We start from the raw sequence: 26,956 nt of genomic DNA, 5'->3' as shown, positions 1-26,956 counted from the left end.
GCTCAATTGTGCGGATCCTTCAAGAACAGTTCCTGGAGATCGTTGAGAAAGCGTTGGCCGAGTTCGGTCGGCGCAATGCGTTCGATGTCGCGTGTGATGAGCCCGCGTTTTTCCGCTTCGGCGAGCGCCGGCTCGATCGCGGACAGCGCCAGTCCCGTGCGCTCGACGAACGAATGCACCGGAAAGCCTTCGACGAGCCTAAGCGTGTTCAGCATGAACTCGAACGGCAGATCGCGCGGACCGACTTCGCGTTCTTCCTGGATCGCGGTTTCGGCCGGCGAAAGCGCGTGATCCATATAGCTCGAAGGATGCTTGAAGCGCGCCTGACGCAGAATCTTGGACGGAAACGACAGCTTCGTATGCGCGCCCGCGCCGATGCCGAGGTAATCGCCGAAGCGCCAGTAGTTCAGGTTGTGCCTGCTCTGACGGTGCGGCTTCGCATACGCCGACACTTCGTAGCGCGCGTAACCGGCCTCGCGCGTGCGCTCGTGGATCCAGTCCTGCATGTCGGCGGAAGCGTCGTCGTCGGGGAGCGCGGGCGGGTATTTGGCGAAGACCGTGTTCGGCTCCATCGTCAGGTGATACAGCGACAGATGCGGCGGCGCGAACGAGATGGCCGTCTCGATATCGTGCTTGCACTCGTCGAGCGATTGCTGCGGCAGCGCGAACATCAGATCGAGATTGAAGTTGTCGAAGTGCTTCGCGGCGATCTCGACGGCTTTTTTCGCCTGCATCGCATCGTGAATGCGGCCGAGCGCCTTCAGATGCGCCTCGTTGAAACTCTGAATGCCGATCGACAAACGATTCACGCCGCTCGCGCGAAACGACGCGAACTTGGCCGCCTCGAACGTGCCGGGATTGGCTTCGAGCGTGATTTCGGCGTCGGCATCGATGGGCAGCAGCGCGCGCGCATCGGAGAGAAGGCGGTCCAGCCCTTTCGCCGATAACAGCGATGGCGTGCCGCCGCCGATGAAAATCGTATGCACCTGCCGTCCCCACACGAGCGGCAGCGCGCTTTCGAGATCGGCGCGCAGGGCATCGAGATAACGTTCTTCGGGAAACGTGTCGTCCTTCCACTCGTGCGAGTTGAAGTCGCAGTACGGACACTTGCGCACGCACCACGGGAAATGCACGTACAGCGAAAGCGGCGGCAGCGACGTCAGCCGGATGCTTCCCGGCGACGTGAACGCCTGCACGATGTTGATCGTCTTCGGTCCGGCGCTCACGCAAGTTCCTTCAGTCGTTGCAGTAACTCGCGCAACGCGAGCGCGCGATGGCTGAGCGCGTTCTTGCGCGCGGGATCGAGTTCGGCGGCGGTCGCATCGAGCGTCGGCAGGAAGAAGTGCGGATCGTAGCCGAAGCCATTTGCGCCGCGCGGCGCATCGATCACTTCGCCATGCCAGCGGCCTTCCGCGATGAGCGGCTCGGGATCGTCCGCGTGACGCGCGAGCACGAGCACGCAGAAGTAGTAAGCGCGGCGATCCGTGTGCTGAGCGAGGTCGGCGACGAGCTTCGCGTTGTTCGCGGCATCGCTTTTGGCGCCGCCGCTCATCGACGCATAGCGCGCCGAATACACGCCCGGCGCGCCGTTGAGCGCGCGCACGCAAAGGCCGGAATCGTCGGCGAGCGCGGGCAGGCCGGTGAACGTCGCGGCGTGCCGCGCCTTCGCCAGCGCGTTCTCGACGAAGGTCGGGTGCGGTTCGGGCGCTTCGGGCACGCCGAGTTCGCCCTGCGCGATCAGTTCGATGCCCGCCGCATCCAGCAGCGATGCGAATTCGCGCAGCTTGCCCGCATTGTTCGATGCGAGCACGACGCGCCCAAGACCATTGACGTCAGACACCGCGAATCCCCAGTGCTTCCTTCTGCTTCAGGATCAGCGCCTTGATGCCGCTGTCGGCGAGCGCGATCAGCTCGTTCATCTCGTCGCGCGTGAAGGGCGCGCCTTCCGCCGTGCCCTGCACTTCGACGAAGCCGCCCGCGCCCGTCATCACGACGTTCATGTCGGTATCGCATTGCGAGTCTTCGTCGTAGTCGAGATCGAGCACGGGCGAGCCTGCGAAGATGCCGACCGAAATCGCCGCGACGAAATCCTTCACCGGCGACTTCGCGATCCTGCCCGACGCGAGCAGTTTGCCGACCGCATCGTGCGCGGCGACGAACGCGCCCGTGATGCTCGCCGTGCGCGTGCCGCCATCGGCCTGAATGACGTCGCAATCGATATGCAGCGTGCGCGCGCCGAGCGCGTCGAGATCGAACACCGAGCGCAATGCGCGGCCGATCAGCCGCTGAATCTCCTGCGTGCGGCCCGTCTGCTTGCCGCGCGCGGCTTCGCGGTCGCTGCGCGTGTGCGTCGCGCGCGGCAGCATGCCGTATTCCGCGGTGAGCCAGCCTTGCTCCCGGCCGCGCAGAAACTCGGGCACGCGCTCGGCGATGCTCGCCGTGCAGATCACCTTGGTATCGCCGAATTCGACGAGCACCGAGCCTTCCGCGTGCTTCGTGTAATGCCGCGTGATGCGTACGTCGCGCAGCTGATTCGCACGGCGGCCGCTCGGACGCGGGGGAGAAGGCTTGAGCAGGGGAGAGTCGGTCATGGATGTCGGAAGAAGAGTGTGGAACCAGCAAACCCAGCGATTTTATCGTCATTCACTTTCAGGCGTTGCGCGTGCGCCATGCGCACCGGTCCGCCGTCCGGGCGGCTTTCGCGGTAAAAATGGGATAATGCGGGTTCCTCGCCCGGCGGCCCAACGCAGGCCACTCACAGGCACTTTCGACAGCGCCGGGCGTTTCGTATCGAATGGGTCTTCGCAACGAAGGCTCTCTATCGCGAGACGTACCATGATCTACAGCATGACAGGCTATGCCAGCGCGACGCGCGAAGTCGTCGCGGATGGCGCGGGACCCAATGGCGCGGGCGGTTCGGGCGTCGGTGTATCGGTGGAATTGCGCACGGTGAATTCGCGCTTTCTCGACCTGAACTTCCGCATGCCCGAAGACGTGCGCGCGACCGAGCCGCAATTGCGCGAAATGCTGATGACCAAGCTCTCGCGCGGCAAGGTCGATATCCGCATCAACCTGAATCGCGTCGAGCAGACGGCAAACGCGGGCGCGCTCAATCGCGACGCGCTCACGCAGCTCGCCGCGCTCGAACGCGCCGTGCTCGATATCTTCCCCGACGCCGAGCGCATGCGTACCGGCGAAATCCTGCGCTGGCCCGGCGTGCTCGCGGAAAGCTCGGTGTCGCAGGAAACGTTGCGTGAGGCCGTGCTCGCGTGCGGCAAGCAGGCGATCGCCGATCTCATCGAAGTGCGGGCGCGCGAAGGCGCGGCGCTCGGCAAAGTGCTGATCGACAACGTGACGGAGATGGAAACGATCGTCGCGCGCATCACGCCGCTCGTGCCGGAACTCATCGCGAAGCATCAGCAGAAAATTGTCGAGCGGCTGCAGGACGCGCTCGGCATCGCGACGACCGAAGGCGGCGGCGCGGTCACGACGAGCGTGCCGCGCGAGGAAATCGCCGAGCGCATCCGCCAGGAAGTGACGATGTACGGCATTCGCATCGACATCGCGGAAGAATTGCAGCGTCTCACCGCGCATCTGAACGAAACGCGCCATGTGCTGCAAAAGGGCGGCAAGGTCGGCAAGCGTCTCGACTTCATGATGCAGGAGCTCAACCGCGAAGCGAACACGCTCGGCTCGAAGGCCGCCGCGAAGGAACTCGCCGACGCATCGATGACGCTGAAACTGCTCATCGAGCAGATGCGCGAGCAAGTACAGAATCTGGAGTAACGCAACATCATGCCGAATACCACGCATCGCTCGCACAGCCATTACACGGGCATCTATCCGGGCAACCTGTTCATGGTCGTAGCGCCCTCGGGCGCGGGCAAGTCCACGCTCGTGAACGCGCTGCTCGCCGAGGACAAGGACATTCTGCTGTCGGTTTCGTATACGACGCGCGAGGCGCGCTCGAAGGAAACCAATGGCGTGCAGTATCACTTCGTGTCCGTCGATGAATTCATGGAGCGGCGCGACAAGGGCGAGTTTCTCGAAAGCGCCGAAGTGCACGGCAACTATTACGCGACATCGAAGCTGTGGATCGCGGAGCAGATGAAGCAGGGCCATGACGTGCTGCTGGAAATCGACTGGCAGGGCGCGCAGCAGGTGAAGAAGCAGTTCCGCAATGCGGTGGAGATTTTCATTCTGCCGCCGTCGCTCGATGCGCTCGAAGACCGCCTCAAGAAACGTGGCCAGGATTCCGAAAAAGTGATCGTGCGGCGTCTGCTCGCGGCCGGCAGCGAGATGGCGCATGCATCGGAAGCGGAGTATGTCGTCATCAACGAGAACTTCGATCGCGCGCTTAACGAACTGCGCTGTCTCGTCGCCGCGACGCGCCTGCGCTTCACGTCGCAATACGCACGCAACACGCAGCTTTTCGTGGACCTCGGCATCCACTCCACGCCGCAAGCGTGACGCATTGCAGTGGCCGGGTCGATCGGTCACATAAGGTAGAATAAAACCCATATTCCGAAGGAAACAAACATGGCCCGCATCACTGTCGAAGACTGCCTGAAACAAATCCCGAATCGCTTCGAGCTCGCGCTTGCGGCAACGTATCGCGCGCGCCAGCTCGCACAAGGCCACACGCCGAAGATCGAAAGCCGCGACAAGCCGACCGTCGTCGCGCTGCGCGAGATCGCCGCGGGCCAGGTTGGCATCGAAATGTTGAAGAAGGTGCCCGTCTAAGGGCCGCAGTTCCACACGGTTTCATTTTTTGCAACCGACAACCCAGCGCGTCACGTCACCACGGAGGGGAAGATGAGTCAGACACCGTTGCCCATCTCCACCGCCGTGGATCCCGATATCGAAGTCGACGCCGACTCGATGCTCGATGCCGAAAAGCCGCACGCGGCGCGCAAGTACATCGACGCGGTTCTCGAACAATCCTTCCGCCATCTGTTCGGGCCGACCGCCACGCCGGAGCAGCCGCGCAAGCACGACGTCGTTTCCATCGCGAAACTCACGAACGCGCTCGCGAGCTACATCACTCCGGAAGAGATCAAGGAAGTCAAGGCGGCTTTCCACTTCAGCGACGAAGCGCACCTCGGCCAGTATCGGCAGAGCGGCGAGCCGTACATCACGCATCCGGTCGCGGTCGCGGAAATTTGCGCGGGCTGGAAGCTCGATGCGCAATCGATCATGGCGGCGCTGCTGCATGACGTGATCGAAGACCAGGGCGTGACCAAGACCGAAATCGCGGAGCGCTTCGGGGCCAAGGTCGCGGAACTGGTCGACGGCTTGTCCAAGCTGGACAAGATGGAATTCCGCAATCGCGAGGAAGCGCAGGCGGAAAACTTCCGCAAGATGCTGCTCGCGATGGCGCGCGACGTGCGCGTCATTCTCGTCAAGCTCGCGGACCGGCTGCACAACATGCGCACGCTCGGCGCGGTGCCGCCGGAAAAGCGCAGGCGCGTCGCGCGCGAGACGCTGGATATCTATGCGCCGATCGCGCATCGGCTCGGTCTGAACAATACGTATCGCGAGTTGCAGGATTTGTCGTTCGCGAACTTCAATCCGAATCGTTACGCGACGCTCGAAAAAGCGGTGAAAGCAGCGCGCGGCAACCGGCGCGAAGTGGTCGGCAAGATTCTCGAAGCGGTGCAGCGCACCATCGCGGATGCGAAGATCAACGCGGAAGTCACCGGCCGCGAAAAAACGATCTACAGCATCTACAAGAAGATGCGCGACAAGCAGTTGTCGTTCTCGCAGGTGCTCGATGTGTACGGCTTTCGGGTCGTCGTCGAGGGCGCGCTCGAATGCTATACGTGCATCGGCGCGCTGCATGCGCTCTACAAGCCCGTGCCGGGCAAATTCAAGGACTACATCGCCATTCCGAAGGTGAACGGCTATCAGTCCTTGCACACGACGCTGGTCGGCCCGTTCGGCGCGCCGATCGAGTTCCAGATCCGCACGCGCAAGATGCACGAGATCGCCGAGGCGGGCGTCGCGGCGCATTGGCTCTACAAGAACGGCGGCGCCGATCTGAACGACGTGCAGAAGCGCGCGCATCAATGGCTCAAGTCGCTGCTGGACATCCAAAGCGAGGCGGGCGACTCGAGCGAGTTCCTCGAACACGTCAAGATCGACCTGTTCCCGGACGCCGTCTACGTGTTCACGCCGAAGTCGAAGATCATGCCGCTGCCGCGCGGCGCGACGGCGCTCGACTTCGCGTATTCGATTCACAGCGACCTGGGCAACCAGTGCGTCGCGGTGAAGATCAACAACGAACTTCTGCCGCTGCGCACGGAGTTGAAGAGCGGTGACATCGTCGAGGTGATCACCGCACCGTACTCGAAGCCGAATCCCGCGTGGCTCGGCTTCGTGCGCACCGGCAAGGCGCGCTCGGCCATCCGTCACTATCTGAAGACGATGCGACTGAACGAGTCGGTCCAGTTGGGCGAGCGGCTCGTCGATCAGAGTCTCAAGGGTTACGGTCTCGCGCTATCCGACGTCACGCCGGAAGTATGGGAAAAGCTCGTGCTTTGGACCGGCAACAAGACGCGTCAGGAAATCTTCGCCGATATCGGTCTCGGCCGGCGCGTGGCGGCGGTCATGGCCAAGCGCATCGAGGTGCTGATGAACGGCATCGCCGATGACGAAGATCACCCGCATCGCGAGCATCACAACACGAATACCGCGCCGCCGGTCGTCATCACGGGTACGGAAGGCATGTCGGTGCAACTGTCACCGTGCTGCCGACCGATTCCGGGCGACGACATCATGGGCTATATCGGCATCGGACTCGGCATGGCCATCCATACGACCGAATGCCGCGTGGCGCAGCGCATCCATCGGCGCGATCCGGGCCGCTGGATCGACGTCGCGTGGGCGCCGCAGCCGGGCCGTCTGTTCGACGTCGCCGTCAAGGTGCTCGTGAAGAACACGAAGGGCGTGTTCGCGCGCGTCGCGGCGGACATCACGTCGGCGGACGCGAACATCGTGCATATCGCGATGGACGAAGACGTGTCGCAGGAAGCGAAGCTGCTGCGCTTCGTGATCCAGGTGAGCGACCGCGTGCATCTGGCGAACGTCATGCGCCGCGTGCGCACCAATCCGGACGTGATGCGCATCGCGCGCGAGCGTCCGAGCGACGAACCGCATCACCGCAATCAGGACGGCGGCATGCGCATCGACCGCGAGCGCGCCGACTACTGACGCGGCGCGGGTATGCGGCGTGCATGCCTGTCGTCGTTCGACGAACAGGAGAGAGCGCCGTAATGAACACATCCGATCTCGAAGGCGCCACGCTCGACTATTGGGTCGCGCGCGGGCTGCACGAATTCATCCGGGAAATCCACTTCACCGATAGCGGCGAGACGCTGTCCATTCGCGGCAACGATCGCGGCAAGCCCTGGGACGGGCGTTTCCTGCCATCGACGTCATGGGATGCAGCGGCCGTGGTTCTGGAGCGCGCCTGCAAGCTCGAGATGCACGATCACGGGCGCGGGGAAGTGGTCTGCACCGTCACGTTCGGCAAGGACGGCAAACCCGTGGAAGGGCGCGGCGCGTCGCTACGCATCGCCTTGCTGCGGGCGTTCGTGCGGCATGCTTTCGGCGATGCCGTCGACGACGAATTCCCGCGCCGTTCTCAGACGCTGCTCGGCGCGCGGGCTGAGGCGATCGGGGAGTCGAGCGCGGTGGCTTCGGTGGAGGATGTGCCGAGGCCGGACCTGGGTATCGGCGATATCGGCTCGGTGCCGCGACAGTAGATTGCGCGCTACGGTCGGGACAAACAAAAAGGGCCTTCCATATGGAAGGCCCTTCGAAAGATGGCGCGGCTGGCAGGATTCGAACCCACGACCCCTTGGTTCGTAGCCAAGTACTCTATCCAACTGAGCTACAGCCGCACGCAAAACGGTACAACACTATGTTACTTCAACGCGCTAATGGTTAAGCGCTTGATGACCTCGTTAGAGCGAGAACATCCGAAAAGGTGGCGCGGCTGGCAGGATTCGAACCCACGACCCCTTGGTTCGTAGCCAAGTACTCTATCCAACTGAGCTACAGCCGCACGCAGAAGCGGAATTATAGCCAAGCCTATTCTGAAAAGGAAGGGGTTTTGGCCAGAATTTCGAATTTTCGGTCGATGCGCCTCCGACGAAAGATGGCCTCGACGTGGTAAGTTGATGTTTCGAAAGCAAGTACATTCCGGAATTCGACATCAATCGGCAACGAGCGGCATCATGAACAAGGCATTTGTCAAAGAGTCGGACGACACCGACGACGACCTCGAACTCGGCCAGCCCGACGTCCCGGCGGGCACGAAGAACTACATCACGCCTCAAGGCCATCAGCGGCTGCGTGACGAGTTGCTGCAGCTTCTCGATACGGAGCGCCCGGAAGTCGTCAGGCTCGTTTCGTGGGCCGCTTCGAACGGCGATCGCTCGGAGAACGGCGACTACATCTACGGCAAGCGGCGGCTGCGCGAGATCGACCGGCGCATCCGCTTCCTGGGCAAGCGCCTGGATCTCGCGGAAGTGGTGGACAGCAGCAAGCAGGAGAATGTCGATCAGGTGTTCTTCGGCGCGACGGTGGACTACGCGGGCGACGACGGCGACGTGAAGACGGTGACGATCGTCGGCGTCGACGAAGTCGATCTGGATCGCGGCTACGTGAGCTGGATCTCGCCGGTCGCGCGCGCGCTGCTAAAGGCGAAGATCGGCGATACGGTGCCGTTGCACACGCCTGCAGGCATTCAGCAGATCGACATCCTGGACGTCCGATATCCACGCTGAAGCGACGCGCAACGACGAAAAAAAGCCGCTCCGAAGAGCGGCTTTTCTACAGCGGGACTGCTTGTGAAGCTTAGAAGCGGTGACGCATGCCGACCGTCGCCGAAACCTGGTTGCCGTTCGACGACATACCAACGCCGTTGATCACCGCGCCGACCGGCAGGCCGTCCTGGTCGGTCATGTGCTGGTATTCGCCTTGCAGGTAGACGTCGGTGCGCTTCGACAGCGCATACGCCGTTTGCAGGCTGAACTGGTGGAACTTCGGCTTTTCGCCTTCGATACGGCTATCCGTGTACGTGTACGCACCTGCGATCGACAGAGCCGGCGTCAGGTTGTAGCGGCCGTTCACTTCGTAGTTCGTGAAGCGCATGCTGTCGCCGTTCAGCGCGATGTTGCCAGCGCCTTGCGAGCCGACGTTCGTCAGCTGCGTCGCGTTGTCGAGCATCGTCTGCGTGAACACGAAGCCGACGGTTGCCGGGCCGAACGCGTAGTTGATGCCGCCGCCGAAGATGCGCTGACGCGAAGCGACGAAAGGCGTGTTGTCGGTCGTGACCGCACCGGCCGTGTTGTTCGTCGGCGAGCCGACGTTGTTCAGTTGCATGTACGCTGCAGCAACGTTCAACGGGCCGTAGTTGTACGACGCGCCGACGCTGTACGCACGGTTATCCGCGAAACCGCCGGCTTCGTTCGAGAAGCCGTACATCGCGCCCATCTTGAAGCCAGCGTAGTTCGCGCTCGTGTACTTGACCGAGTTGTTGACGCGGAACGTGTTGTCGAGGTTGTCGTTGTCGAACGGGTGAGCGAACTGCGTGCCGCCGTATTGCGTGCCCGTCAGAGCCAGAGGCCCGAGGAAGTCGACCACGGAGTCATATTGACGGCCGAGCGTGATCGAGCCGAACTGGTTGCTCGACAGACCGACGAACGCCTGACGGCCGAACTCACGACCGCCCTGGCCGTTCGTGCCGTTCATGATGTTGAAGCCGTTTTCCAACGTGAAGATCGCCTTCAGGCCGCCACCGAGGTCTTCCGAACCACGCAGGCCCCAACGGCTGCCGTTGACCGAACCGCTCGTCGCCTTCCAGTTGCTGTGGCCTTGCTGGTTGTTCGTGTAGGTGATGCCCGCATCGATCAGGCCGTACAGCGTGACGCTGCTTTGCGCATGGGCGGCGGTAGCAAAAACGCCCGACAGGGCGGCGACCATGAGAGTCTTTTTCATCTTTGTAACTCCGAGAGCAGATAGGGCCGGGGACCCAGGCTTTGAGGAAACCTCGCTCCGGCGCGCTGCGAGAGGCGCGGGCGGAGGAGCAATGGATCGGCGTCACCGACACATTTGTTTCCGGACCAGACGAAGTGTAAAGACGGTGTTACAGCGCTAGGCGTTCCAATTTCCACAATAAATCATTGTGGATGCGGCAATGATCGATGGAACGCATATTTTTCTTTATATACAAGGGTTTATCCGCGAATAAAGTCGTAAGAGATGCGGTGTCAACCAAATGACGTTGCGCATGCGCGACACGATTGCCGCAAGAAAACAACGGGAAACTTCTGGAAATTCGATTGTTGAGATATTTGAAACAGAAGTTTGCTGCTTTTGCGGGTAATGAATGCGGGCCGCATCGTTATACTGTCGTCTCTGCTTTCCGAAGCAGACTTTTTCGTTGACGGAAAAAGATCTCCAAACTTTGTCAGCGCGACTTCCCGGTCGCGCTTTTTTTTGCCCGGAGCCTTGTGGGACTTGGGTTCGCGTCCGCGTCGCGAAAGCTTTTGAGCGGCGGCTGCGCGCAATAAGGAAGACGCGACAAGCGTTTGGCATCATTGCTCGAATCGGTCGAGCGGAATCATCGCCGATTTGTTTCATTACATTTAAGTTGCGACTTAGTTTGCACGTCGGTTAATGTCGGAGAATCGGGCAAGACGAAAGGCGCTGACGATTAATATAATGCTCTGTGCAGCCCAGGAGGCACTAAAGTCTTAATATCGTTCGGTATAGGAGAAGCCGCGTTGCATCGCGTTCTTTTTCGCCGATAAACCGTGCTTGCGCTATTTTAATTTAATGCGGACCGATTAACTAAGCGAGAAAACGGTCAGCGCCCTAAATGGACGCTGGCGGGCGGCAGCCACGGGCGAGCGCGGCGCAACGGCCCTCGCCCAAGCCTCGCAAGGTTCGCCTTCCTGCGGCTCAGCGAGCCGCGACGGCCGCAAACTCGTATCCTTGATAATCCGGAAATGCTTTTAAGGGTTATCCGCCATTGCGATGCGTTAAATTCAGCATCGGCTTAATGGAAAACTATCAAAATGGTGTGGTTTTAACTGAAGCAAAAACTAGCCAAAAAAGCCGACTCGTCCCGACCACCGACTGTTCCGGTAAAAGTCCGCCGCTTCCGGCTGCGTTAGAATGGGCAATCCAGCATTCGCTCCATCCAAGGCGCATCCCGCCGTCTCTCGCCGTTCACGATGCATCCCGATCCGTCCGCAAGCTACGCTTATCCCTCCGAACCCATCGTCTTCGTCGATCTCGAAACGACCGGCGGCACATTCGGCGTGGACCGAATCACCGAGATCGGCGTTGTCGAAGTCGGGCCGGCGGGCGTGTCGCAGTGGACATCGCTCGTCAATCCGCAGCGGCCGATTCCTTCGTTCGTGCAACAGTTGACGGGCATCACCGATGCAATGGTGCGCGAGGCTCCGACGTTCGAGCAGCTGGCGTCCGGCTTGCTCGACCGCATGAAGGGCCGCCTTTTCATTGCGCACAACGCACACTTCGACCACAGCTTTCTGAAGGACGAATTCCGGCGCGTGGACCTTCGCTTCGCGCCCGACGTGCTGTGCACGGTACAGCTTTCCCGCGCCGTTTATCCGGCGGAAAGCCGTCACGGTCTCGATGCGCTCGTCGCGCGCCACGCGCTCGTGCCGGCGGCGCGGCATCGTGCGCTCGCCGATGCCGATTTGCTGTGGCAATTCTGGCAGCACCTGCATCGCGCGCATGCGCCGGATGTGATGCGCACGCATCTCGAACGCGTGACGCGCCGGTTCCACCTCGCCGCGCACATCGACGAGGACACGATCGAGCAGATCGTTTCGGGCTGCGGCGTCTACATGTTTTATGGCGACGACGACGCGCCGCTCTACGCTGGCCGCAGCGTGCGCTTGCGTCAGCGTGTGCGTTCGCATCTCGTCGGCCCGCGGCGCTCGGCGAAGGATCTGCGTCTCTCCGCGCTGGTGCGTCGTCTCGAATGGAAGGCGACGGGCGGCGAAATCGGGGCATTGCTGGCCGAGGCGCAATGGATCGCGAGCGCGCGTCCAGCGCACAACCGCGCGCCGAAGTCGCGTTCCGGCGACGTTCGCGGCGCGCCTTGGCCGTATGCGGGTGCTATCGCGATCGAAGAGTGCGATGCGGCATCGGGGCAACGCGCGTGGCATGTCATCGACAACTGGCGCTATCTCGGCACGGCCGGCACGCTCGAGGAAGCCGGCGCGCTGCGCGCAAGCGCGGATTCTCCCGCGTTCGAGCTGTCCACTTATCGAATTCTGAGCGAGCGTCTCGCGCGCGGTCTCGTCGCGACACCGCTTGTCGCCGCAACGCTCGCGTCCGCCATCTGACGCGCCGTCACCCGACCGCGCCCACGCCGCCCGACGCGCAGACGTGCGACAGCGCGCGCATGAGCGGCGCGTTCATCGACGAGTTGTAGCGCGTCAGATGCTTCCATCGCGCGACGCTTTCCGCGAGCCGCACTGGGCAGTCTTCGGCATGGCGGATCGGCTCGACATGCGCGAGCGCCGAGACGAGCGACTGCGTCAGCCGATCGAGCTTCGGACGCGTGTCCTTGGCGAGATCGGGCGGCGCTTCTTCCGGCGCAGCTTTCAGCGCGCGCCAGTTCGCGAAGAGCGCGTTCTGCACATCCTTGCTGGCTTCGATCTGATCGCGAAAGAACTGACGCGCGAATTCGGGATCGACCTGCGCGGCGCCGGCCTTTTCCTCGACGTGCTTGAGCAACGCTTCTTCGCGCGGCGCATCGGTGATCGGCTCGTGATGCGCCCACTTCCAGCGCGCGACCGGCTCCGCGAGTGCGAGCCGTTGGGAGACGAGGGCGATGAGGTTGGTGAACGGAGTGTCGTCGCCGTCTGCATGCACGGAAGAGGGGGCGGCGAACGCAAGCGCACAGGCGAACGTGGTGGAGGCGAGGAGAGAAGGGGGCGATCGGCGGCGCATCGGGATCCGGGCAAAAGCGCCAGAATAGCGCACCGCGGTCAAACGGGAACGACGGCAGCCAACTGGCGGAGGGGATTTCACGAGGCGAGCCGTAGCGCACGACCCGCCCCGATGCGGTCATGAACGAGAGGCGCGACGCGTCCTGGCGTGAGCCATGTGCGGACCGGATGATCCGAGTGCGCCGCGCGCGGCGGGCGTCGTTCTCACGACGACGGCGTGATCCAGCGGGTCCGCCTACTTCGACTGCGCCGAGTCGCGCTGTTCGTCGAAGAACGCGCGCACATGCTCGGGCAGCTCCGTCGCGAGAAACTCGACGCCAACCGGTTCCGGATCCGGACAAAGCACCTTGTCGGGCGTCGGGATTTTCGTCGGTTTTGCGTCCATGATTTCTCTCCTGAATGACTACAACAATTGCGCTAACACGGTCGATGCGGCTATTGCGCCGCCGCATGCAGCCGAATTGCCGATTACGGTTCCTTCCATAGATGCGTTATCGGATCGCCACCGCTTCTGCTTGAGCCGAATCGGCGCGTTTCATCAAGAACGCATGATCGTTCGTGTCGGGACCGGAATGGCTTCGGTAATCGATTGCCGGCCGCTGTATTCGTTGCTGCAAAAACTACGTTTTATCGCCTAGCGACTGCCGCCCCGCGAGCCGCATCCAGCTTGGGCTGTACCCCGAAAGGCATCAGCGCGTACTTAAACTGTAGCTTTTCCTCTATGGATATAACGATACCGGGAAACCAGCGTTGACGCTTCATGGTGCGCAGCGGAAAATGGCTCGTTGTTGTACGAAAGCGCACATATAAGACGAATCAGGCGCGCGGGTGCTGCCGAATGTGAAATCGCTGAAGCCGATTTTCGGTTCGAATCGCAAACCTGTTGTCGCGATGGCGATCGTTGCGAAAGTGCGAAAGTGCGAAAGATTGCGGGGGTTTCGAGAAACGCGGCGCAAAAAGCAAAAACCCGCGACACATGCGTGATCGCGGGTTTTTAGAACTGCCTGAATTCTTGTGGTGCCGGAAAGAGGAATCGAACCCCCGACCTTCGCATTACGAATGCGCTGCTCTACCGTCTGAGCTATTCCGGCTCCGAATTTTTTCTTCGTTTTTTGCGTTCGTTTAGTTCGTCAGCAACGAAGAAGTGAGATTATGCAGAGCCTTTCTGGCTTTGGCAATACCTTAGATCAATTTTTCTTTTCGACGTGGTAGCGCGTCACGCGATCGACCTCGCTCTTCGAGCCGAGGAACACGGCGACGCGCTGATGCAGGCTCGTCGGAACGATATCGAGGATGCGCTGTTCGCCGTTGGTCGCGGCGCCGCCCGCCTGCTCGACGATGAACGACATCGGGTTAGCCTCGTACATCAGACGCAGCTTGCCGGGCTTCGACGGATCGCGCTTGTCGGCCGGATACATGAAGATGCCGCCGCGATTCAGAATGCGATGCACGTCCGCGACCATCGATGCGATCCAGCGCATGTTGAAGTCTTCCTTGCGCGGGCCGTCCTTGCCGTCGTTCAGCTCGCCGATGTAGCGCTGCACCGGCTCATACCAGTGACGGCTGTTCGACGCGTTGATCGCGTATTCGCGGGTCTCGACGGGGATTTTCATGTCGCGCTGCGTGAGCACCCAAGAGCCGAGCTCGCGATCGAGCGTGAAGCAGTTCACGCCGTGGCCGGTCGTCAACACGAGGACGGTTTGCGGACCGTACACCGCATAGCCCGCCGCGACCTGCTGCGAACCCGGCTGCATGAACGCCGCTTCGCTCGGATCGGCGCCGTCCGGGCAACGCAGCACCGAAAAGATCGTGCCGATCGACACGTTCACGTCGATGTTCGACGAGCCGTCGAGCGGATCGAACGTCAGCAGATAGTTGCCCTTCGGGTAGCGATTCGGAATCGGGAAGATCTTTTCCATTTCTTCCGATGCCATCGCGGCCAGATTGCCGCCCCATTCGTTGGCTTCGAGCAGGATTTCGTTCGAAAGCACGTCGAGCTTCTTCTGCACTTCGCCCTGGACGTTCTCGCTGCCCGCCGAGCCGAGCGCCTCGCCTAGGGCGCCCTTGCTGACGTGATAGCTGATCTGCTTGCAGGCACGCGCGACGACTTCGATCAACAGACGCAAGTCGGCAGGCAGGTTCTGATGTTCACGCTGCTGCTCGATCAGATACTTCGAGAGCGTGGTGCGGCTGGAAATGGAGGACATGCTTAGGCTCCGTGAGCGTTAGACGAATATTCACGATTCTAACCGCTCGACCCGGCCGCTCCATGTGACAGCGACCGCCTGCATCCGCCATAAGCGAGAACGGCCGCCGCGCGAGGTTCTCGCGCGGCGGCCGCTAAACACCAAAAACTCCCGACGAAACAGCGCTTAAGCAGCGAGCGCCTTTTCGACGACCTCGCGAACGTCGCGCGATTTCGCCTTCGCGGCGACGTCGCTCAACGCCGCGTGCATCTTCTCGCGCAACTGCGGCGTGAAGCGGCGCCACAGTTCGAGCCCGCGTGCGAGCCGCGCCGCGACCTGCGGATTGAGCGCGTCGAGCGCGATCACCTGTTCGGCCCAGAACGCGTAGCCGGAGCCGTCGGCGGCGTGGAATTGCGCGGGATTGCCGCTGCAGAAGCTGAAGATCAGCGAGCGCGCGCGATTCGGATTCTTGATGTTGAACGCCGGATGCTGCATCAGCTTGCGCACGATCTCGATTACCTTGCGATCCGGACCGCCGCGCTGCGTCGCCTGAAGCGCGAACCACTTGTCGATGACGAGCGCCTCGTTCTCGAAGCGGCGATAGAAGTCCGCGAGCGCCGCGTCCGCGACGGTCGCATCCGCGCCCTTGGTCGCGCTCGCAAGCAGCAGCGCGGAAAGCGCCGCCGAGCGGTCGGTCATGTTGTTGGCGGCGTCGTACTGCGCCTGCGCGAGCTTGACGGCGTCGCGCGGATCGTCGAGCTGGCTGAGATAGGCGAGCGCGAGGTTCTTCAGGCCGCGCTTGCCCGCGTCTTCCGGCGTCGGACGATATTCGCCCGGCGTGCGGTTCGCTTCGTACGTCGCGAGCCATTTGTCGCGCATTTGCGACGCGAGACGGCGGCTCATGAACACGCGCGCAGCGTGGACGGCGGCGGGATCGGACACGGTCATCTGCTCGGCCAGATAGCTCTCCGACGGCAGCATCAGCGCGAGCTCGCGGAAGGCGGGCGTGAGCGTGGTGTCGTCGAGCACGCGGGCGAACGCGGCGATCACCTGATCGTCGATGGCGAGCGCCTCGCCCTTGGCCGCGCGCTCGGCGAGCGCCAGCAACTCGCGCGTGGCGAGCCGCTGGCCGGCTTCCCAGCGGTTGAACGGATCGCTGTCGTGCGCGAGCAGGAACGCGAGTTCATCGTTCGTATAGTCGTATTCGACGATCACCGGCGCGGAGAAATTGCGCAGCAGCGACGGCAGCGGCGCCTCGTTCACGTCGACGAAAGTGAACGACTGCTCGCGCTCCGTGAATTCGAGCACGCGCGTCGTGCCGTTCGGTTCCTTCTCGCCTTCGAGGCGCAGCGGCAAGTCCGCGCCGTTCTGGCCGATCAGGCCGACCGAGAACGGAATCAGCAGCGGCCCCTTCTGCGTTTCGCGCGCAGCTTCCGACCCGTCGCCGTAACCCTGCGTGAGCGTCAGCGTGTAGCGCTTCGTCCCGGCGTCGTAATTTGCGCGCACCGACACGCGCGGCGTGCCCGCCTGGCTGTACCAGCGCTCGAATTGCGCGAGATCGCGATGATTCGCGTCGGCGAGCGCCTGGCGGAAGTCGTCGCAGGTCACGGCCTGGCCGTCGAACCGCTTGAAATACAGGTCCATGCCGCGGCGGAAGCCGTCGCGACCGAAAAGCGTCTGATACATCCGCACGACTTCCGAGCCTTTTTCGTAGACGGTCATCGTGTAGAAGTTGTTGATCTCGACGTAGCTTTCCGGGCGCACCGGATGCGCCATCGGGCCGGCGTCCTCGGCGAACTGCATTTGACGCAGCACGCGCACGTCCTCGATGCGCTTGGTCGCGCGCGCGGCGGCGCTCGCCGCGCCCTCGACGTCGCCGGCGGCCATATCGGCGGAAAATTCCTGATCGCGAAACACGGTCAGGCCTTCCTTCAGGCTCAACTGGAACCAGTCGCGGCAGGTTACGCGATTGCCGGTCCAGTTATGGAAGTACTCGTGGCCGACCACGGCCTCGATGTTGGAGAAGTCGGTGTCCGTCGCGGTTTCCGGGTTTGCGAGCACATACTTCGTATTGAAGATGTTGAGGCCCTTGTTCTCCATCGCGCCCATGTTGAAGTCGCTCACCGCGACGATCATGAAGCGGTCCAGATCGAGCTCGAGGCCGAAGCGCTTCTCGTCCCAGCGGATCGAGTTGATGAGCGAATCCATCGCGTGACGGGTCTTGTCGAGATCGTGCGGCTCGACCCAGACTTGCAGCAGCTTTTCCTTGCCCGAGCCCGATTCGATGCGTTCCTCGATGCACACGAGCTTGCCCGCGACGAGCGCGAACAGATAACTCGGCTTCTTGAACGGATCTTCCCATTTGGCGAAGTGGCGGCCATCGGGCAGATCGCCTTCCTCGATCAGATTGCCGTTCGACAGCAGCACCGGACACGCGGTCTTGTCGGCGCGCAGCGTGACGGTGTAGGTAGCCATCACATCCGGGCGATCGAGGAAGTAGGTGATGCGCCGAAAGCCCTCGGCTTCGCACTGCGTGAAGAAGTTGCCACTGGAGACGTAAAGTCCGGAGAGCGTCGTGTTCTCGGCCGGATTGCAGATGCTCTCGATGCTAAGCTCGAAAGCATCCGCGGGAATACTGCCGATGGACAGTCCGTTTTCATTGACGCGGACATCCGCGTGCGCGACGCCGTCGATCGCCGCGCTCACGAATTCGAGCTGCTCGCCCATCAGTTCGAGGCGCGATGCGTCGCCTTGGGCGTCGGGGTTGCGCCGCAGCTTCATCGTGTTCTTCACGACCGTGCGCGATGGCACGAGGTCGAATTCGAGCGCGACGGAATCGATCAGGAACGCGGGCGGCGTGTAGTCCTGGCGGCGAATCACAGCGGATGCGGTCGTGGTAGACATGGCAAGATCTTCATGTTTGGATTGAACGGCGCCGGCGTCTCGCGCGTGCGCGCCTGGTCGAATCATTGTACAAGCCGCCCGGCGATCGTGAATCGGGCGGCGCCACGCGTCGTGGACCCCACAAAACAAGGACGCCGCCATGCGACGCAAGGCGGTGCTGTCTATAACGGAGAAGGGTGCTGAACGAAGTGAGGACGACCATGAAATTCCCGATCAGGACGCTCGTCACATGGCCGCTGATGCTGGCGGCGATGTGGCTCGCCGGCTGCACGACCTACGTGCAGACGCAGGTCACTGCATTCTCCGACTGGAGCGGCAGCGACGCGACCCGCACCTACGCGTTCACGCGCAAGAGCGAGCAGCAGAACAGCATCGAGCAGACGACCTACGAGACGCTCGTCGCCAACGAACTCGCGAAGTACAACTTCCGTCAGGCGCCCGAGGCGAGCGCGAACTATCAGATCGCGATCGCCTATTCGGTTCGCGGCGACATGGTGACCGTGCGTCAACCGGTCTACTACGATCCGTGGCCGATGTACGGTCCGTGGGGCGCCGGCCCATACTGGGGCGGACCGTGGGGCGGGTGGGGGCCGTACGGTTCGTGGGGCGCGACGGGTTACGTCGATCAGAGCTATCCGGTCTATACGCACGCGCTGCAGATCCGCATGAACGACCGCAAGACCGGCCGCGAGACGTACAAGGTGACGGCGGTGAACGCGACGGGCGATCCGTCGCTGTATCAGGCGATGCCGTATCTCGTGCGCAGCGCGCTGGCGGACTTTCCGCTCGGTAACGGCACGGTCAGAACGGTGACGCTGCCGGTGGACAAGAGCGGCGGCATGTCGAACGAGACGGCCGCGTCGGCCGGACCGAACGAGCGCAGCGTCGCACCCGCGCCCGCAGCGAAAACCGTCGATTGATCGGGCCGTCGCATCGACGCGAAAACGGCATCGGAATTTTTTGCCGTCATGCGCAGTGAGCATTGCCTTTTACGGCTTCGGGAAATGTTTCAAACACGCCCGCCGCCCTTGACTAAACAGGGAAATATCGCGGCGGCGCCGGGCCGCAATATATGCAGCTTCGGTCAATTAGCGATATATTCCCGGGATGACAAAATCGTGTCCGCCCAATCCTGAAGCCGTTCCCGAGCCCACCACATGGGATGCGCGGCTCGCACGCCGTCTCGTCACGCCGCTCGTCGGCACGCCGGTAACGCCCAACCATCTGACCACGCTGCGCCTCGCCATCGGCTTGGCTGGAGCGTGGTATCTGTCGCTCGGCCAGTTCTGGATGTGCACGCTCGGCGCGCTTCTGATCGCGCTGTCGAATTTCGTCGATCACACCGACGGCGAACTCGCGCGCATCAGCGGCCAGTCGAGCAAGATCGGCCATTTCTACGATCTCGCGTGCGATGCGCTCGTGACGGTGCTGCTGTTCCTCGGCATCGGGTTTTACGTGGCCGTGCATCATCCGTCGATGATCGTGCCCGCCCAATGGCTCGGCGGCATGGCGGGCGTGGCGGTTGCGCTGATCTTTTTCCTGCGCATGCGTATCGAATCGATGATCGGCAAGTCGGGCACGAAACAGGCGTCGTTGGCCGGATTCGAAACGGAAGACGTGCTGTATCTGCTTCCGCTCGTGACCATTCTGAACGGCATGACGCCGTTTCTGATCGCCGCGGCGATCGGCGCGCCGCTCTTCGCCATTTATGTGGCGGTGGACTATCAGCGCGTCGTCGCGCAGACGAAACGCCGCGCGCAGGCCACGCATGCAAAAGACGACAAAGATTTCCAGGCGGTGAGATGAGCGATACGGCAACTCCGGAGAGCACGCTGACACAACCGGCGCAGACGGCGACGACCGCGCGCCCGTCGAAGCGCGATATCGATTCGACGATGAACGCGCGCCTCGCCGCGCTGCAGACGCCGAAGCTGCGCGACGAGTACGGTCAGCAAGGCTCGTTTCTCTATATCGAAGACTTCCTGCCGCGCGACTACACGGAGCGGCTGATCGCCGCCGTGCACGACGTGATGCCGTCCGTGAACCGCAACTATCTGCCGGGGCACAAGGCGGGCGGCAGCGTGAGCCGTCACACGCTCGACAAGCTCGCGCCGTTCATCGCCGACCTGTATCGATCGGAAGCGCTCATCAAGTGGCTGGAATCGATCACCGGCGACAAGCTGCAACTCTCGCCGGAGGACGATCCTCACGCCTACGCGCTTTACTTTTACACGAAGCCCGGCGACCACATCGGCTGGCATTACGACACGTCGTATTACGATGGCCGCCGCTACACGCTCCTGCTCGGCGTGATCGACGATTCGTCCTGCAAGCTCGATTACGAACTGCACACGAAGAATCCGGCGGTTCCCGATCAGCCGGGCTCCGTGCAATATCCGCCCGGCGCGTTCGTGTTTTTCGACGGCGACAAGCTGCGCCATCGCGTCACGCCGCTCGGCGAAAACGAGATGCGCGTGTCGCTCACGTTCGAGTACGTGACGAACCCGAACATGCGTCCGTTTCAGCGCTTCATCTCGAACATGAAAGACTCGATCGCGTATTTCGGATTCAGGCAGGTCTTTCGCCGCAAGGGCGGCAAGAACGGACAGGCATGAGCCGCGCGGGCACATTCCTGCTGTCGGTCGGCGTGGTGCTGTTCATCGCGCTGCTCGGCTGGCAAGGCTTCGGTTCGGTTGCATCGACGCTGGCCGCGGCGGGCTGGGGATTGATCGCGGTCGCGGCGTTTCACTTCGTGCCGCTCGTCGTCGATGCCGGCGCGATCAGCGTGCTCTTCTCCAGCAAGGAACGCGACGTGTCCCTGCGCGACGCCTTGCTCGCGCGCTGGGCCGGCGAATCGGTCAATAGCCTGATGCCAGCGGGCCAGATCGGCGGGCCGATGCTGATGGTCCGCTATCTCGCGCAGCGCGGCATGCGCGCGCGCGACGCGGCCGCCGTCATCACCGTCAGCACGACGATGCAGACCGTCGCGCAACTGATCTTCGCGCTGATCGGCGTCGTGCTGCTGACAGGCTATGCGGCGGGCGGCTCGTCATCGACGGTCACGATCGCCGTGCTCGCGGTGATCGGCGTGATCGGTCTGATGATCTTCGGTTTCTATCTCGCGCAGCGGCGCGGTCTCTTCGGCCGCGCGATGCGCTTTGCGTCCGGCATCGCCGCGAAGTTCTCGGCGAAGCGCGACTGGTCGTCGCTCGTCACGCGCGCCGAAGCCGTCGACGCCGCCGTCCACGAGATGTATCGCGAGCGCGGCAAGGTCGCGGCGAGCTTCGGGCTGAGTCTCGTCGGCTGGATCGTCGGCACGGGCGAAGTGTGGCTTGCGCTGCATCTGCTCGGCCATCCGGTCGGCTGGGCGGAAGCGTTGCTGCTCGAAAGTCTCGGCCAGGCGATTCGCGGCGCGGCCTTCGCCATTCCCGGCTCGCTCGGCGTGCAGGAAGGCGGCTATCTGCTGCTTGCGCGTCTGGTCGGCTTGCCGCCGGAAGCGGCGCTCGCGCTGTCGCTTGCTAAGCGCGCGCGCGAACTGCTGCTCGGCGTGCCGGGCATCGTCTATCTGCATTTCGTTGAAAAAGGCTGGCAGCGCCGCCGTCTCGCGCGCGTGCCGGATATCGACTGACCCACCCACGAAGGGAACACAAGCATGCGCGCAATTATTCTTGCGGCCGGGATGGGCTTGCGCCTCGTTCAGCCCGAAGGCCAGCAAAAGCCGAAGTGTCTGCTGCGCTTTGGTGATGCATCGTTGCTCGAACGCCATCTGCACTTTCTGAAAGCCGCGAACGTCGATGAAGTCGTCTTCGTGACCGGCTTCAAGAGCGAGCAGATCGAGGCGGAGCTTGCGGCGATCGACTGGAAGCCGAAGACGGAAATCGTCGTCAACGACGAATTCACGCTCGGCAGCGTGCTGTCCGTGCACACCGCGCGCGACGCGATGACGCGCGGCGGCGACGTCCTCCTGATGGACGCCGACGTGCTCTACGACGAACGCATCTTCGAGCCGCTCGTCGCGGGCGGCTCGTTGAATCGTCTGCTGATCGATCGCGATTTCGAAGCCGGCGACGAGCCGGTGAAGCTGTGCGTCGAGAACGGCGTGCCGGTCGAACTGCGCAAGCAGGTCGCGGCGGGGCTGAAGTACGACACGATCGGCGAATCTGTCGGCTTCTTCCGCTTCGATCACGCGACGGCCACGCGCCTCGCCGAAATCTGCGCCGATTATGTCGCGACGGGCCGCGCGAAGATGCCGCACGAAGAAGCGGTGCGCGACCTGTTGCTGGAAAAGTCCCACGCGTTCGATATCGCCGATGTGACCGGCGCGCCGTGGATCGAAATCGATTTTCAGAACGACGTGAAGCGCGCCGCGGACGAAGTGTTGCCGTCGCTCAACGCGCTGCGTCAGTTTGCAGGAGCCTCGCAACAATGAACGCACCCACGCAAATCCCGGTTGGCTACTCGCGCACGCTGCGCCTGCGCGAAATGCTGCAAAGCAACCGCCTCGAATTCCTGATGGAAGCGCACAACGGCATTTCGGCGCGCATCGCGAAGGAAGCCGGCTTCAAGGCGATCTGGGGCTCGGGCCTGTCGATCTCCGCGCAATTCGGCGTGCGCGACAACAACGAAGCGAGCTGGACGCAGGTCGTCGACAACCTCGAATTCATGGCCGACGCAAGCGATCTGCCGATCCTGCTCGACGGCGATACCGGCTACGGCAACTTCAACAACGTGCGGCGTCTCGTGCGCAAGCTCGAGCAACGCGGCATCGCGGGCGTGTGCATCGAAGACAAGCAGTTTCCGAAGACCAACAGCTTCATCAACGGCGAAGCGCAGCCGCTCGCGGATATCGACGAGTTCTGCGGCAAGATCAAGGCGGGCAAGGATTCGCAAAGCGATCCGAATTTTTCGATCGTCGCGCGCGTGGAAGCGCTGATCGCCGGCTGGGGCATGGAAGAGGCGTTGAAGCGCGCCGAAGCGTATCGCCAGGCGGGCGCCGATGCGATTCTCATCCACAGCAAGCTCTCGAAGCCCGACGAAATCCTCACGTTCGCGCGCGAATGGGCGGGGCGCGGTCCGCTCGTCATCGTGCCGACGAAGTACTACAGCACGCCCACCGATGCGTTCCGTCAGGCGGGCATCAGCTGCGTGATCTGGGCGAATCATCTGATTCGCGGCGCGGTTTCGGCGATGCAGGCGATCGCGAAGGAAATCCACGACAGCGAGACGCTCGTCAACGTCGAGGACCGCATCGCGTCGGTGAACGAGATTTTCCGTCTGCAGGACGCGGACGAATATTCCGCCGCCGAGAACATCTACCTGAGCGCGGCCAACGAGAAGCGCAGCGCGATCGTGCTCGCCGCGAGCCGCGGCGCGGGCCTCGAAGCGCTGACCGAAGCGCGTCCGAAGGTGATGCTGCCGGTCGCCGGCAAGCCGCTGCTGCGCCATCTCGTCGAGGCGTTCAAGAAGGAAAGCATCAACGACATCACCGTGGTCGGCGGATATCGCGCCGATGCGATCGAGAAGGGCGGCATCCGCCTCGTCGTCAACGAGAAGCACGAAAGCACGGGCGAACTTGCGTCGCTCGCGTGCGCCGTCCAGCACATGAACGGCGACACTGTGATTTCCTACGGCGACCTGCTGTTCCGCAGCTACATCCTGCGCGATCTGGTCGAGTCGGACAGCGACTTCTGCGTGGTCGTCGATTCGTCGCAGACGCTACAGGCGGGCGCGGCGGCAACCGATTTCGCGTACTGCTCGACCGCTGACGACCGCGCGCTCTTCGGCCAGAAAGTGTGGCTCGAAAGCGTGGTCGGCGCGGGCCAGATGATCGCCGATGGACGCGCGCCGCAAGGCCGCTGGATGGGCCTCGTCAAGGTGCGCGCCGCTGCGCGCGAACGCCTGCTCGCAACGCTCGGCACGCTGCAGCAACGCGCCGATTTCGACACGCTCGACACGGCCGCGCTTCTCAACGCGCTGATCGCCGATGGCCAGAAAATCGAAGTGCAATACGTGCACGGCCACTGGCGCGGCGTGAACGATCTCGACGATTTCCGTCGAGCGGGCGATTTCGCGCACGGTCAGACGCCGATCGGCTCGGAAAGCACGGAGAACGCGCGTGATTGAGGCCGCCCAGTTTGTCGAGGCGGCGCGCGAACGAGGCTTCGACTGGTATGCGGGCGTGCCGTGCTCGTTTCTGACTCCGTTCATCAACTACGTGTTGCAGGACGAATCGCTGCATTACGTGTCGGCGGCGAACGAAGGCGACGCGGTCGCGCTGATCGCCGGCGTCGCGTTGGGCGGCGGGAAGAAGCGTCGCGGCATCGCGATGATGCAGAACTCCGGTCTCGGCAATGCCGTAAGCCCGCTGACGTCGCTCACGTGGACCTTCCGTCTGCCGCAATTGCTGATCGTCACGTGGCGCGGCCAGCCGGGCGTCCACGACGAGCCGCAGCACGCGCTGATGGGCCCCATCACGCCGCAGATGCTCGAGACGATGGAAATCCCGTGGGAGCTGTTCCCCACGGAAGCCGGCGAGATCGGCCCGGCGCTCGATCGCGCGACCGACTACATGGACCGCACGGGCCGTCCGTACGCGCTCGTGATGCAAAAGGGCAGCGTCGCGCCTTACGAGCTGAAGAAAACCGGCTTGTCCGGCGTGCGCGTCAATGCGAATCCGGCGAGCGTGCAGCGCTTCGAAGGCGAGCGCGTGACGCGCCACGACGCGCTGCAAAAGGTCATCGCGAAGACGCCGAAGGATGCGACGGTCGTGCTCGCATCGACCGGTTTTTGCGGACGTGAGCTGTACGCGATCGACGACCGCGAGAATCAGCTCTATCTCGTCGGCTCGATGGGCTGCGTCACGCCGATGGCGCTCGGCCTCGCGCTTTCGCGTCCGGATCTGACCGTCGTCGCGCTCGATGGCGACGGCGCCGCGCTCATGCGGATGGGCGCGTTCGCGACGCTCGGCGCATACGGCCCGTCGAATCTCGTTCACCTGCTGCTCGACAACGGCGCGCACGAATCGACCGGCGGCCAGGCGACGGTGTCGCGCGAAGTCGATTTCGCGTCGATCGCATCGGCGTGCGGCTATGCGCTCGCGCTCGACGGCGACGACATCGGCGTGATCGATCGTCTCTTCGAAGCGAAGGATGTCGGCGGCGTGCGTTTCGCGCGGCTGTCGATCAGAACCGGCACGCCCGCCGACTTGCCTCGTCCGAAAATCACGCCCGAGGATGTACGCGCGCGTCTGCAACAACACATAGGAGGCCGTTGATGCTGCTGCTCAATCCGGGCCCTGTCACGCTGAGCGAACGCGTGCGCAAGAGCCTGCTGCAAACCGACTTGTGCCATCGCGAGCCGGAGTTCTTCGATCTGCAGGACGAAGCGCGCGAGCGTCTCGTCGCCGCTTACGCGCTCGATCCGGCCGTGTGGAGCGCCGTGCTGATGACCGGTTCGGGCACGGCAGCGGTCGAAAGCATGATCGCCGGGCTCGTGCCGGAAGGCGGGCGGCTGCTCGTCGTGGAAAACGGCGTGTATGGCGATCGCATCGCGCAGATCGCGAAGCAGTACGGGATCGATCACGAGGTCGTCAAATACGAGTGGATGCAGGCGCCGGACATCGACGCGATCGTCGGCCTGCTCGACACGAAGAAGTTCAGCAATGTCGCGATCATTCATCACGAAACGACGACCGGCCGCCTGAACGCGATCGATCAGCTTTCGCGCGCGTGCAAGGAACGCGGCGTCGGTCTGTTGCTCGACGCGGTGAGCAGCTTCGGCGCCGAAGCGATCGATTTCGCGGGCGGCGGCATCGCCGCGATTGCCGCGACCGCGAACAAGTGCCTGCACGGCGTGCCGGGCGCGGCGTTCGTCATCGCGCGTCGCGATGCGCTGGCGCAGGCCGCGAGCCGCAACTATTACCTCGGCATCGCGCGTCTCGCGAAGCTGCAGGACGAGCGCAACACGCCGTTCACGCCGTCGGTGCATGCGTATTACGCGCTCGTCGAGGCGCTGCGCGAGTTCGAGGAAGAAGGCGGCTGGCGCGCGCGGCATCAGCGTTACGCGAAGCTCGCCGAACAGGTGCGCGCGGGGCTGGCTGCGCTCGGCATCGAGAGCGCGTTGCCGCTGGAAGAGTCGTCGGTGGTGTTGCGTGCGTATCGGCTGCCGAGGGGCGTCACGTATGAAACGCTGCACGACGCGCTCAAGGCGAAGGGCTTCGTGATTTATGCGGGGCAGGGCGGCCTGTCGAAGGAACTGTTCCGCATCTCGACGATGGGCGCGCTCGACGCGAACGACATGGATCGCCTGATTTCGTCGTTCGTGACGCTGCTGCGCTGATTACAGCTTGCAGAAAATCGCCGTGATGAAGGGCGCGACGTGGCGCACGACCGCGTCGCTGCCCGCCGCGCGCACTTTCTGCTCGACTTCGGCGTCGCCGCCCCAGACGACCGCGCCGTATGCCGCATCCCCGATCGGCTCGCCCTTGCCCTGCCTGAAGAGCGGATCGTCCTTCTGATACGCCACCAGCGCGTAGACCTTGAATCCATATGCCGTCAGCGTCGCGCCTTTCGCCGCGCGGAACGCGTTGATCGAGTTCGGCTCGACGCGCATCGGCTTCTTTTCCAGCAAATTGTTTTCTTGCAGCGGCGCGATGAAAGCGTGCGGCGTCGACTTGCAATCGAGTTGCGCATCGAGCGCTTCCGCGTGGGCGAGCGCGGCCAGCGACGCGAGCGTCATCGGCAGAACAAAGCGAACGAGTCGGGCAGCGATCATGGCGAAGCAGCGAACGTAACAGCCAGCACTTTAACGAGATTGCAACAAAAGTGCTCATTCCGTCGAGTGGATCGTCGCGGTTTGCGTGACGCT

25 protein-coding genes and 3 tRNA genes are annotated in these 26,956 nt (G+C 63.0%); 16 read left to right on the top strand and 12 right to left on the bottom strand.

Annotated features, from left to right (window positions below):
• Positions 1-2: 2 nt before the first annotated feature.
• The 3 genes from hemW to rph are packed head-to-tail and all read right to left on the bottom strand — an operon-like array spanning position 3 to position 2,591.
• Complete coding sequence (hemW, locus tag BG60_RS10515; RefSeq protein ID WP_008350946.1) at positions 3-1,226, bottom strand: radical SAM family heme chaperone HemW; 1,224 nt, start codon at positions 1,224-1,226, stop codon at positions 3-5.
• Positions 1,223-1,840: an RdgB/HAM1 family non-canonical purine NTP pyrophosphatase gene (rdgB, locus tag BG60_RS10510; protein ID WP_034471363.1), complete on the bottom strand. Its 618-nt coding sequence runs from the start codon at positions 1,838-1,840 to the stop codon at positions 1,223-1,225. Before rdgB ends, hemW begins: the two co-directional genes overlap by 4 nt.
• Positions 1,833-2,591, bottom strand: coding sequence for a ribonuclease PH (gene rph, locus BG60_RS10505; protein WP_008350941.1), 759 nt, complete (start codon positions 2,589-2,591; stop codon positions 1,833-1,835). Before rph ends, rdgB begins: the two co-directional genes overlap by 8 nt.
• Positions 2,592-2,835: 244 nt before the next feature.
• On the opposite strand from rph, the gene BG60_RS10500 reads away from it, so the two are divergent.
• The 5 genes from BG60_RS10500 to BG60_RS10480 all read left to right on the top strand — a co-directional run bounded on the left by BG60_RS10500 (position 2,836) and on the right by BG60_RS10480 (position 7,766).
• Entirely contained in the window at positions 2,836-3,786 is a 951-nt protein-coding gene (locus tag BG60_RS10500; protein WP_008350939.1) for a YicC/YloC family endoribonuclease, read from the top strand.
• Positions 3,787-3,795: 9 nt separating this feature from the next.
• Positions 3,796-4,470 (top strand): guanylate kinase, encoded by a 675-nt coding sequence (gmk, locus tag BG60_RS10495; RefSeq protein ID WP_008350937.1) that lies wholly within the window; start codon positions 3,796-3,798, stop codon positions 4,468-4,470.
• Between the two features lie 69 nt (positions 4,471-4,539).
• On the top strand, positions 4,540-4,743 hold the full coding sequence (rpoZ, locus tag BG60_RS10490; RefSeq protein WP_006999799.1) for a DNA-directed RNA polymerase subunit omega: 204 nt from the start codon (positions 4,540-4,542) through the stop codon (positions 4,741-4,743).
• Between the two features lie 72 nt (positions 4,744-4,815).
• Positions 4,816-7,212: a RelA/SpoT family protein gene (locus BG60_RS10485; RefSeq protein ID WP_008350928.1), complete on the top strand. Its 2,397-nt coding sequence runs from the start codon at positions 4,816-4,818 to the stop codon at positions 7,210-7,212.
• Positions 7,213-7,274: 62 nt separating this feature from the next.
• Entirely contained in the window at positions 7,275-7,766 is a 492-nt protein-coding gene (locus BG60_RS10480; RefSeq protein ID WP_008350926.1) for a phage protein NinX family protein, read from the top strand.
• A 61-nt stretch (positions 7,767-7,827) separates the two neighbouring features.
• Here the strand turns inward: BG60_RS10480 and BG60_RS10475 are convergent.
• Together BG60_RS10475 and BG60_RS10470 are read right to left on the bottom strand one after the other, a co-directional pair.
• A tRNA-Arg gene (locus BG60_RS10475) sits at positions 7,828-7,904 on the bottom strand.
• Between the two features lie 87 nt (positions 7,905-7,991).
• Positions 7,992-8,068 (bottom strand) — tRNA-Arg (locus BG60_RS10470).
• Between the two features lie 172 nt (positions 8,069-8,240).
• Here BG60_RS10470 and greB point away from each other — a divergent pair.
• Positions 8,241-8,792: a transcription elongation factor GreB gene (gene greB / locus BG60_RS10465; protein WP_008350924.1), complete on the top strand. Its 552-nt coding sequence runs from the start codon at positions 8,241-8,243 to the stop codon at positions 8,790-8,792.
• Between the two features lie 70 nt (positions 8,793-8,862).
• Here the strand turns inward: greB and BG60_RS10460 are convergent, their stop codons facing one another.
• A complete protein-coding gene (locus tag BG60_RS10460; protein WP_008350922.1) occupies positions 8,863-10,005 on the bottom strand; it encodes a porin in 1,143 nt (380 codons plus the stop codon).
• Positions 10,006-11,246: 1,241 nt separating this feature from the next.
• On the opposite strand from BG60_RS10460, the gene BG60_RS10455 reads away from it, so the two are divergent.
• The gene (locus BG60_RS10455; RefSeq protein WP_034471356.1) at positions 11,247-12,392 is read left to right on the top strand and encodes an exonuclease domain-containing protein; all 1,146 of its coding nucleotides are present in this window, start codon (positions 11,247-11,249) and stop codon (positions 12,390-12,392) included.
• Between the two features lie 7 nt (positions 12,393-12,399).
• Here the strand turns inward: BG60_RS10455 and BG60_RS10450 are convergent, their stop codons facing one another.
• Together BG60_RS10450 and BG60_RS38975 are read right to left on the bottom strand one after the other, a co-directional pair.
• The gene (locus tag BG60_RS10450) at positions 12,400-13,002 is read right to left on the bottom strand and encodes a chorismate mutase (RefSeq protein ID WP_034471354.1); all 603 of its coding nucleotides are present in this window, start codon (positions 13,000-13,002) and stop codon (positions 12,400-12,402) included.
• 234 nt (positions 13,003-13,236) lie between these two features.
• Positions 13,237-13,386 carry a hypothetical protein gene (locus BG60_RS38975; RefSeq protein WP_008350916.1) on the bottom strand — a complete coding sequence of 50 codons (150 nt, stop codon included), beginning with the start codon at positions 13,384-13,386 and terminating at the stop codon, positions 13,237-13,239.
• Here BG60_RS38975 and BG60_RS38180 point away from each other — a divergent pair.
• A complete protein-coding gene (locus BG60_RS38180; RefSeq protein WP_144403752.1) occupies positions 13,385-13,639 on the top strand; it encodes a hypothetical protein in 255 nt (84 codons plus the stop codon). The genes BG60_RS38975 and BG60_RS38180 overlap by 2 nt on opposite strands.
• Positions 13,640-14,016: 377 nt before the next feature.
• On the opposite strand, the gene BG60_RS10440 is transcribed toward BG60_RS38180, so the two are convergent.
• The 3 genes from BG60_RS10440 to pepN all read right to left on the bottom strand — a co-directional run bounded on the left by BG60_RS10440 (position 14,017) and on the right by pepN (position 18,091).
• Positions 14,017-14,092: transfer RNA gene (locus BG60_RS10440), tRNA-Thr, on the bottom strand.
• Between the two features lie 96 nt (positions 14,093-14,188).
• Positions 14,189-15,208, bottom strand: a complete 1,020-nt coding sequence (locus tag BG60_RS10435) for a class 1 fructose-bisphosphatase (RefSeq protein WP_008350914.1) — start codon at positions 15,206-15,208, stop codon at positions 14,189-14,191.
• 165 nt (positions 15,209-15,373) lie between these two features.
• Positions 15,374-18,091 (bottom strand): aminopeptidase N, encoded by a 2,718-nt coding sequence (gene pepN / locus BG60_RS10430; RefSeq protein WP_034471352.1) that lies wholly within the window; start codon positions 18,089-18,091, stop codon positions 15,374-15,376.
• A 200-nt stretch (positions 18,092-18,291) separates the two neighbouring features.
• Here pepN and BG60_RS10425 point away from each other — a divergent pair, with 200 nt between their 5' ends.
• The 8 genes from BG60_RS10425 to BG60_RS10390 all read left to right on the top strand — a co-directional run bounded on the left by BG60_RS10425 (position 18,292) and on the right by BG60_RS10390 (position 26,428).
• A complete protein-coding gene (locus BG60_RS10425) occupies positions 18,292-19,011 on the top strand; it encodes a DUF4136 domain-containing protein (RefSeq protein WP_051079049.1) in 720 nt (239 codons plus the stop codon).
• A 187-nt stretch (positions 19,012-19,198) separates the two neighbouring features.
• Positions 19,199-19,897 (top strand): CDP-alcohol phosphatidyltransferase family protein, encoded by a 699-nt coding sequence (locus tag BG60_RS10420; RefSeq protein ID WP_008350908.1) that lies wholly within the window; start codon positions 19,199-19,201, stop codon positions 19,895-19,897.
• On the top strand, positions 19,894-20,706 hold the full coding sequence (locus BG60_RS10415) for a HalD/BesD family halogenase (protein ID WP_008350907.1): 813 nt from the start codon (positions 19,894-19,896) through the stop codon (positions 20,704-20,706). The genes BG60_RS10420 and BG60_RS10415 overlap by 4 nt, the downstream gene beginning before the upstream one ends.
• Complete coding sequence (locus BG60_RS10410; protein ID WP_008350904.1) at positions 20,703-21,719, top strand: flippase-like domain-containing protein; 1,017 nt, start codon at positions 20,703-20,705, stop codon at positions 21,717-21,719. The genes BG60_RS10415 and BG60_RS10410 overlap by 4 nt, the downstream gene beginning before the upstream one ends.
• Positions 21,720-21,743: 24 nt before the next feature.
• Positions 21,744-22,520, top strand: coding sequence for a phosphocholine cytidylyltransferase family protein (locus tag BG60_RS10405; protein WP_008350902.1), 777 nt, complete (start codon positions 21,744-21,746; stop codon positions 22,518-22,520).
• Positions 22,517-24,214 (top strand): phosphoenolpyruvate mutase, encoded by a 1,698-nt coding sequence (gene aepX, locus BG60_RS10400; RefSeq protein WP_034471350.1) that lies wholly within the window; start codon positions 22,517-22,519, stop codon positions 24,212-24,214. Before BG60_RS10405 ends, aepX begins: the two co-directional genes overlap by 4 nt.
• Positions 24,207-25,364, top strand: a complete 1,158-nt coding sequence (gene aepY, locus BG60_RS10395; protein ID WP_008350898.1) for a phosphonopyruvate decarboxylase — start codon at positions 24,207-24,209, stop codon at positions 25,362-25,364. Before aepX ends, aepY begins: the two co-directional genes overlap by 8 nt.
• Positions 25,364-26,428 (top strand): 2-aminoethylphosphonate aminotransferase, encoded by a 1,065-nt coding sequence (locus BG60_RS10390; RefSeq protein ID WP_034471348.1) that lies wholly within the window; start codon positions 25,364-25,366, stop codon positions 26,426-26,428. Before aepY ends, BG60_RS10390 begins: the two co-directional genes overlap by 1 nt.
• Here the strand turns inward: BG60_RS10390 and BG60_RS10385 are convergent, their stop codons facing one another.
• Positions 26,429-26,863: a hypothetical protein gene (locus BG60_RS10385; protein WP_008350894.1), complete on the bottom strand. Its 435-nt coding sequence runs from the start codon at positions 26,861-26,863 to the stop codon at positions 26,429-26,431.
• Between the last annotated feature and the right edge of the window lie 93 nt (positions 26,864-26,956).

Origin of the sequence: Caballeronia zhejiangensis (assembly GCF_000698575.1) — a bacterium.
GTDB lineage: Bacteria > Pseudomonadota > Gammaproteobacteria > Burkholderiales > Burkholderiaceae > Caballeronia > Caballeronia zhejiangensis.
Note: the sequence above shows the minus strand (reverse complement) of the source record. Positions and strands in the feature narration are given on the sequence as shown.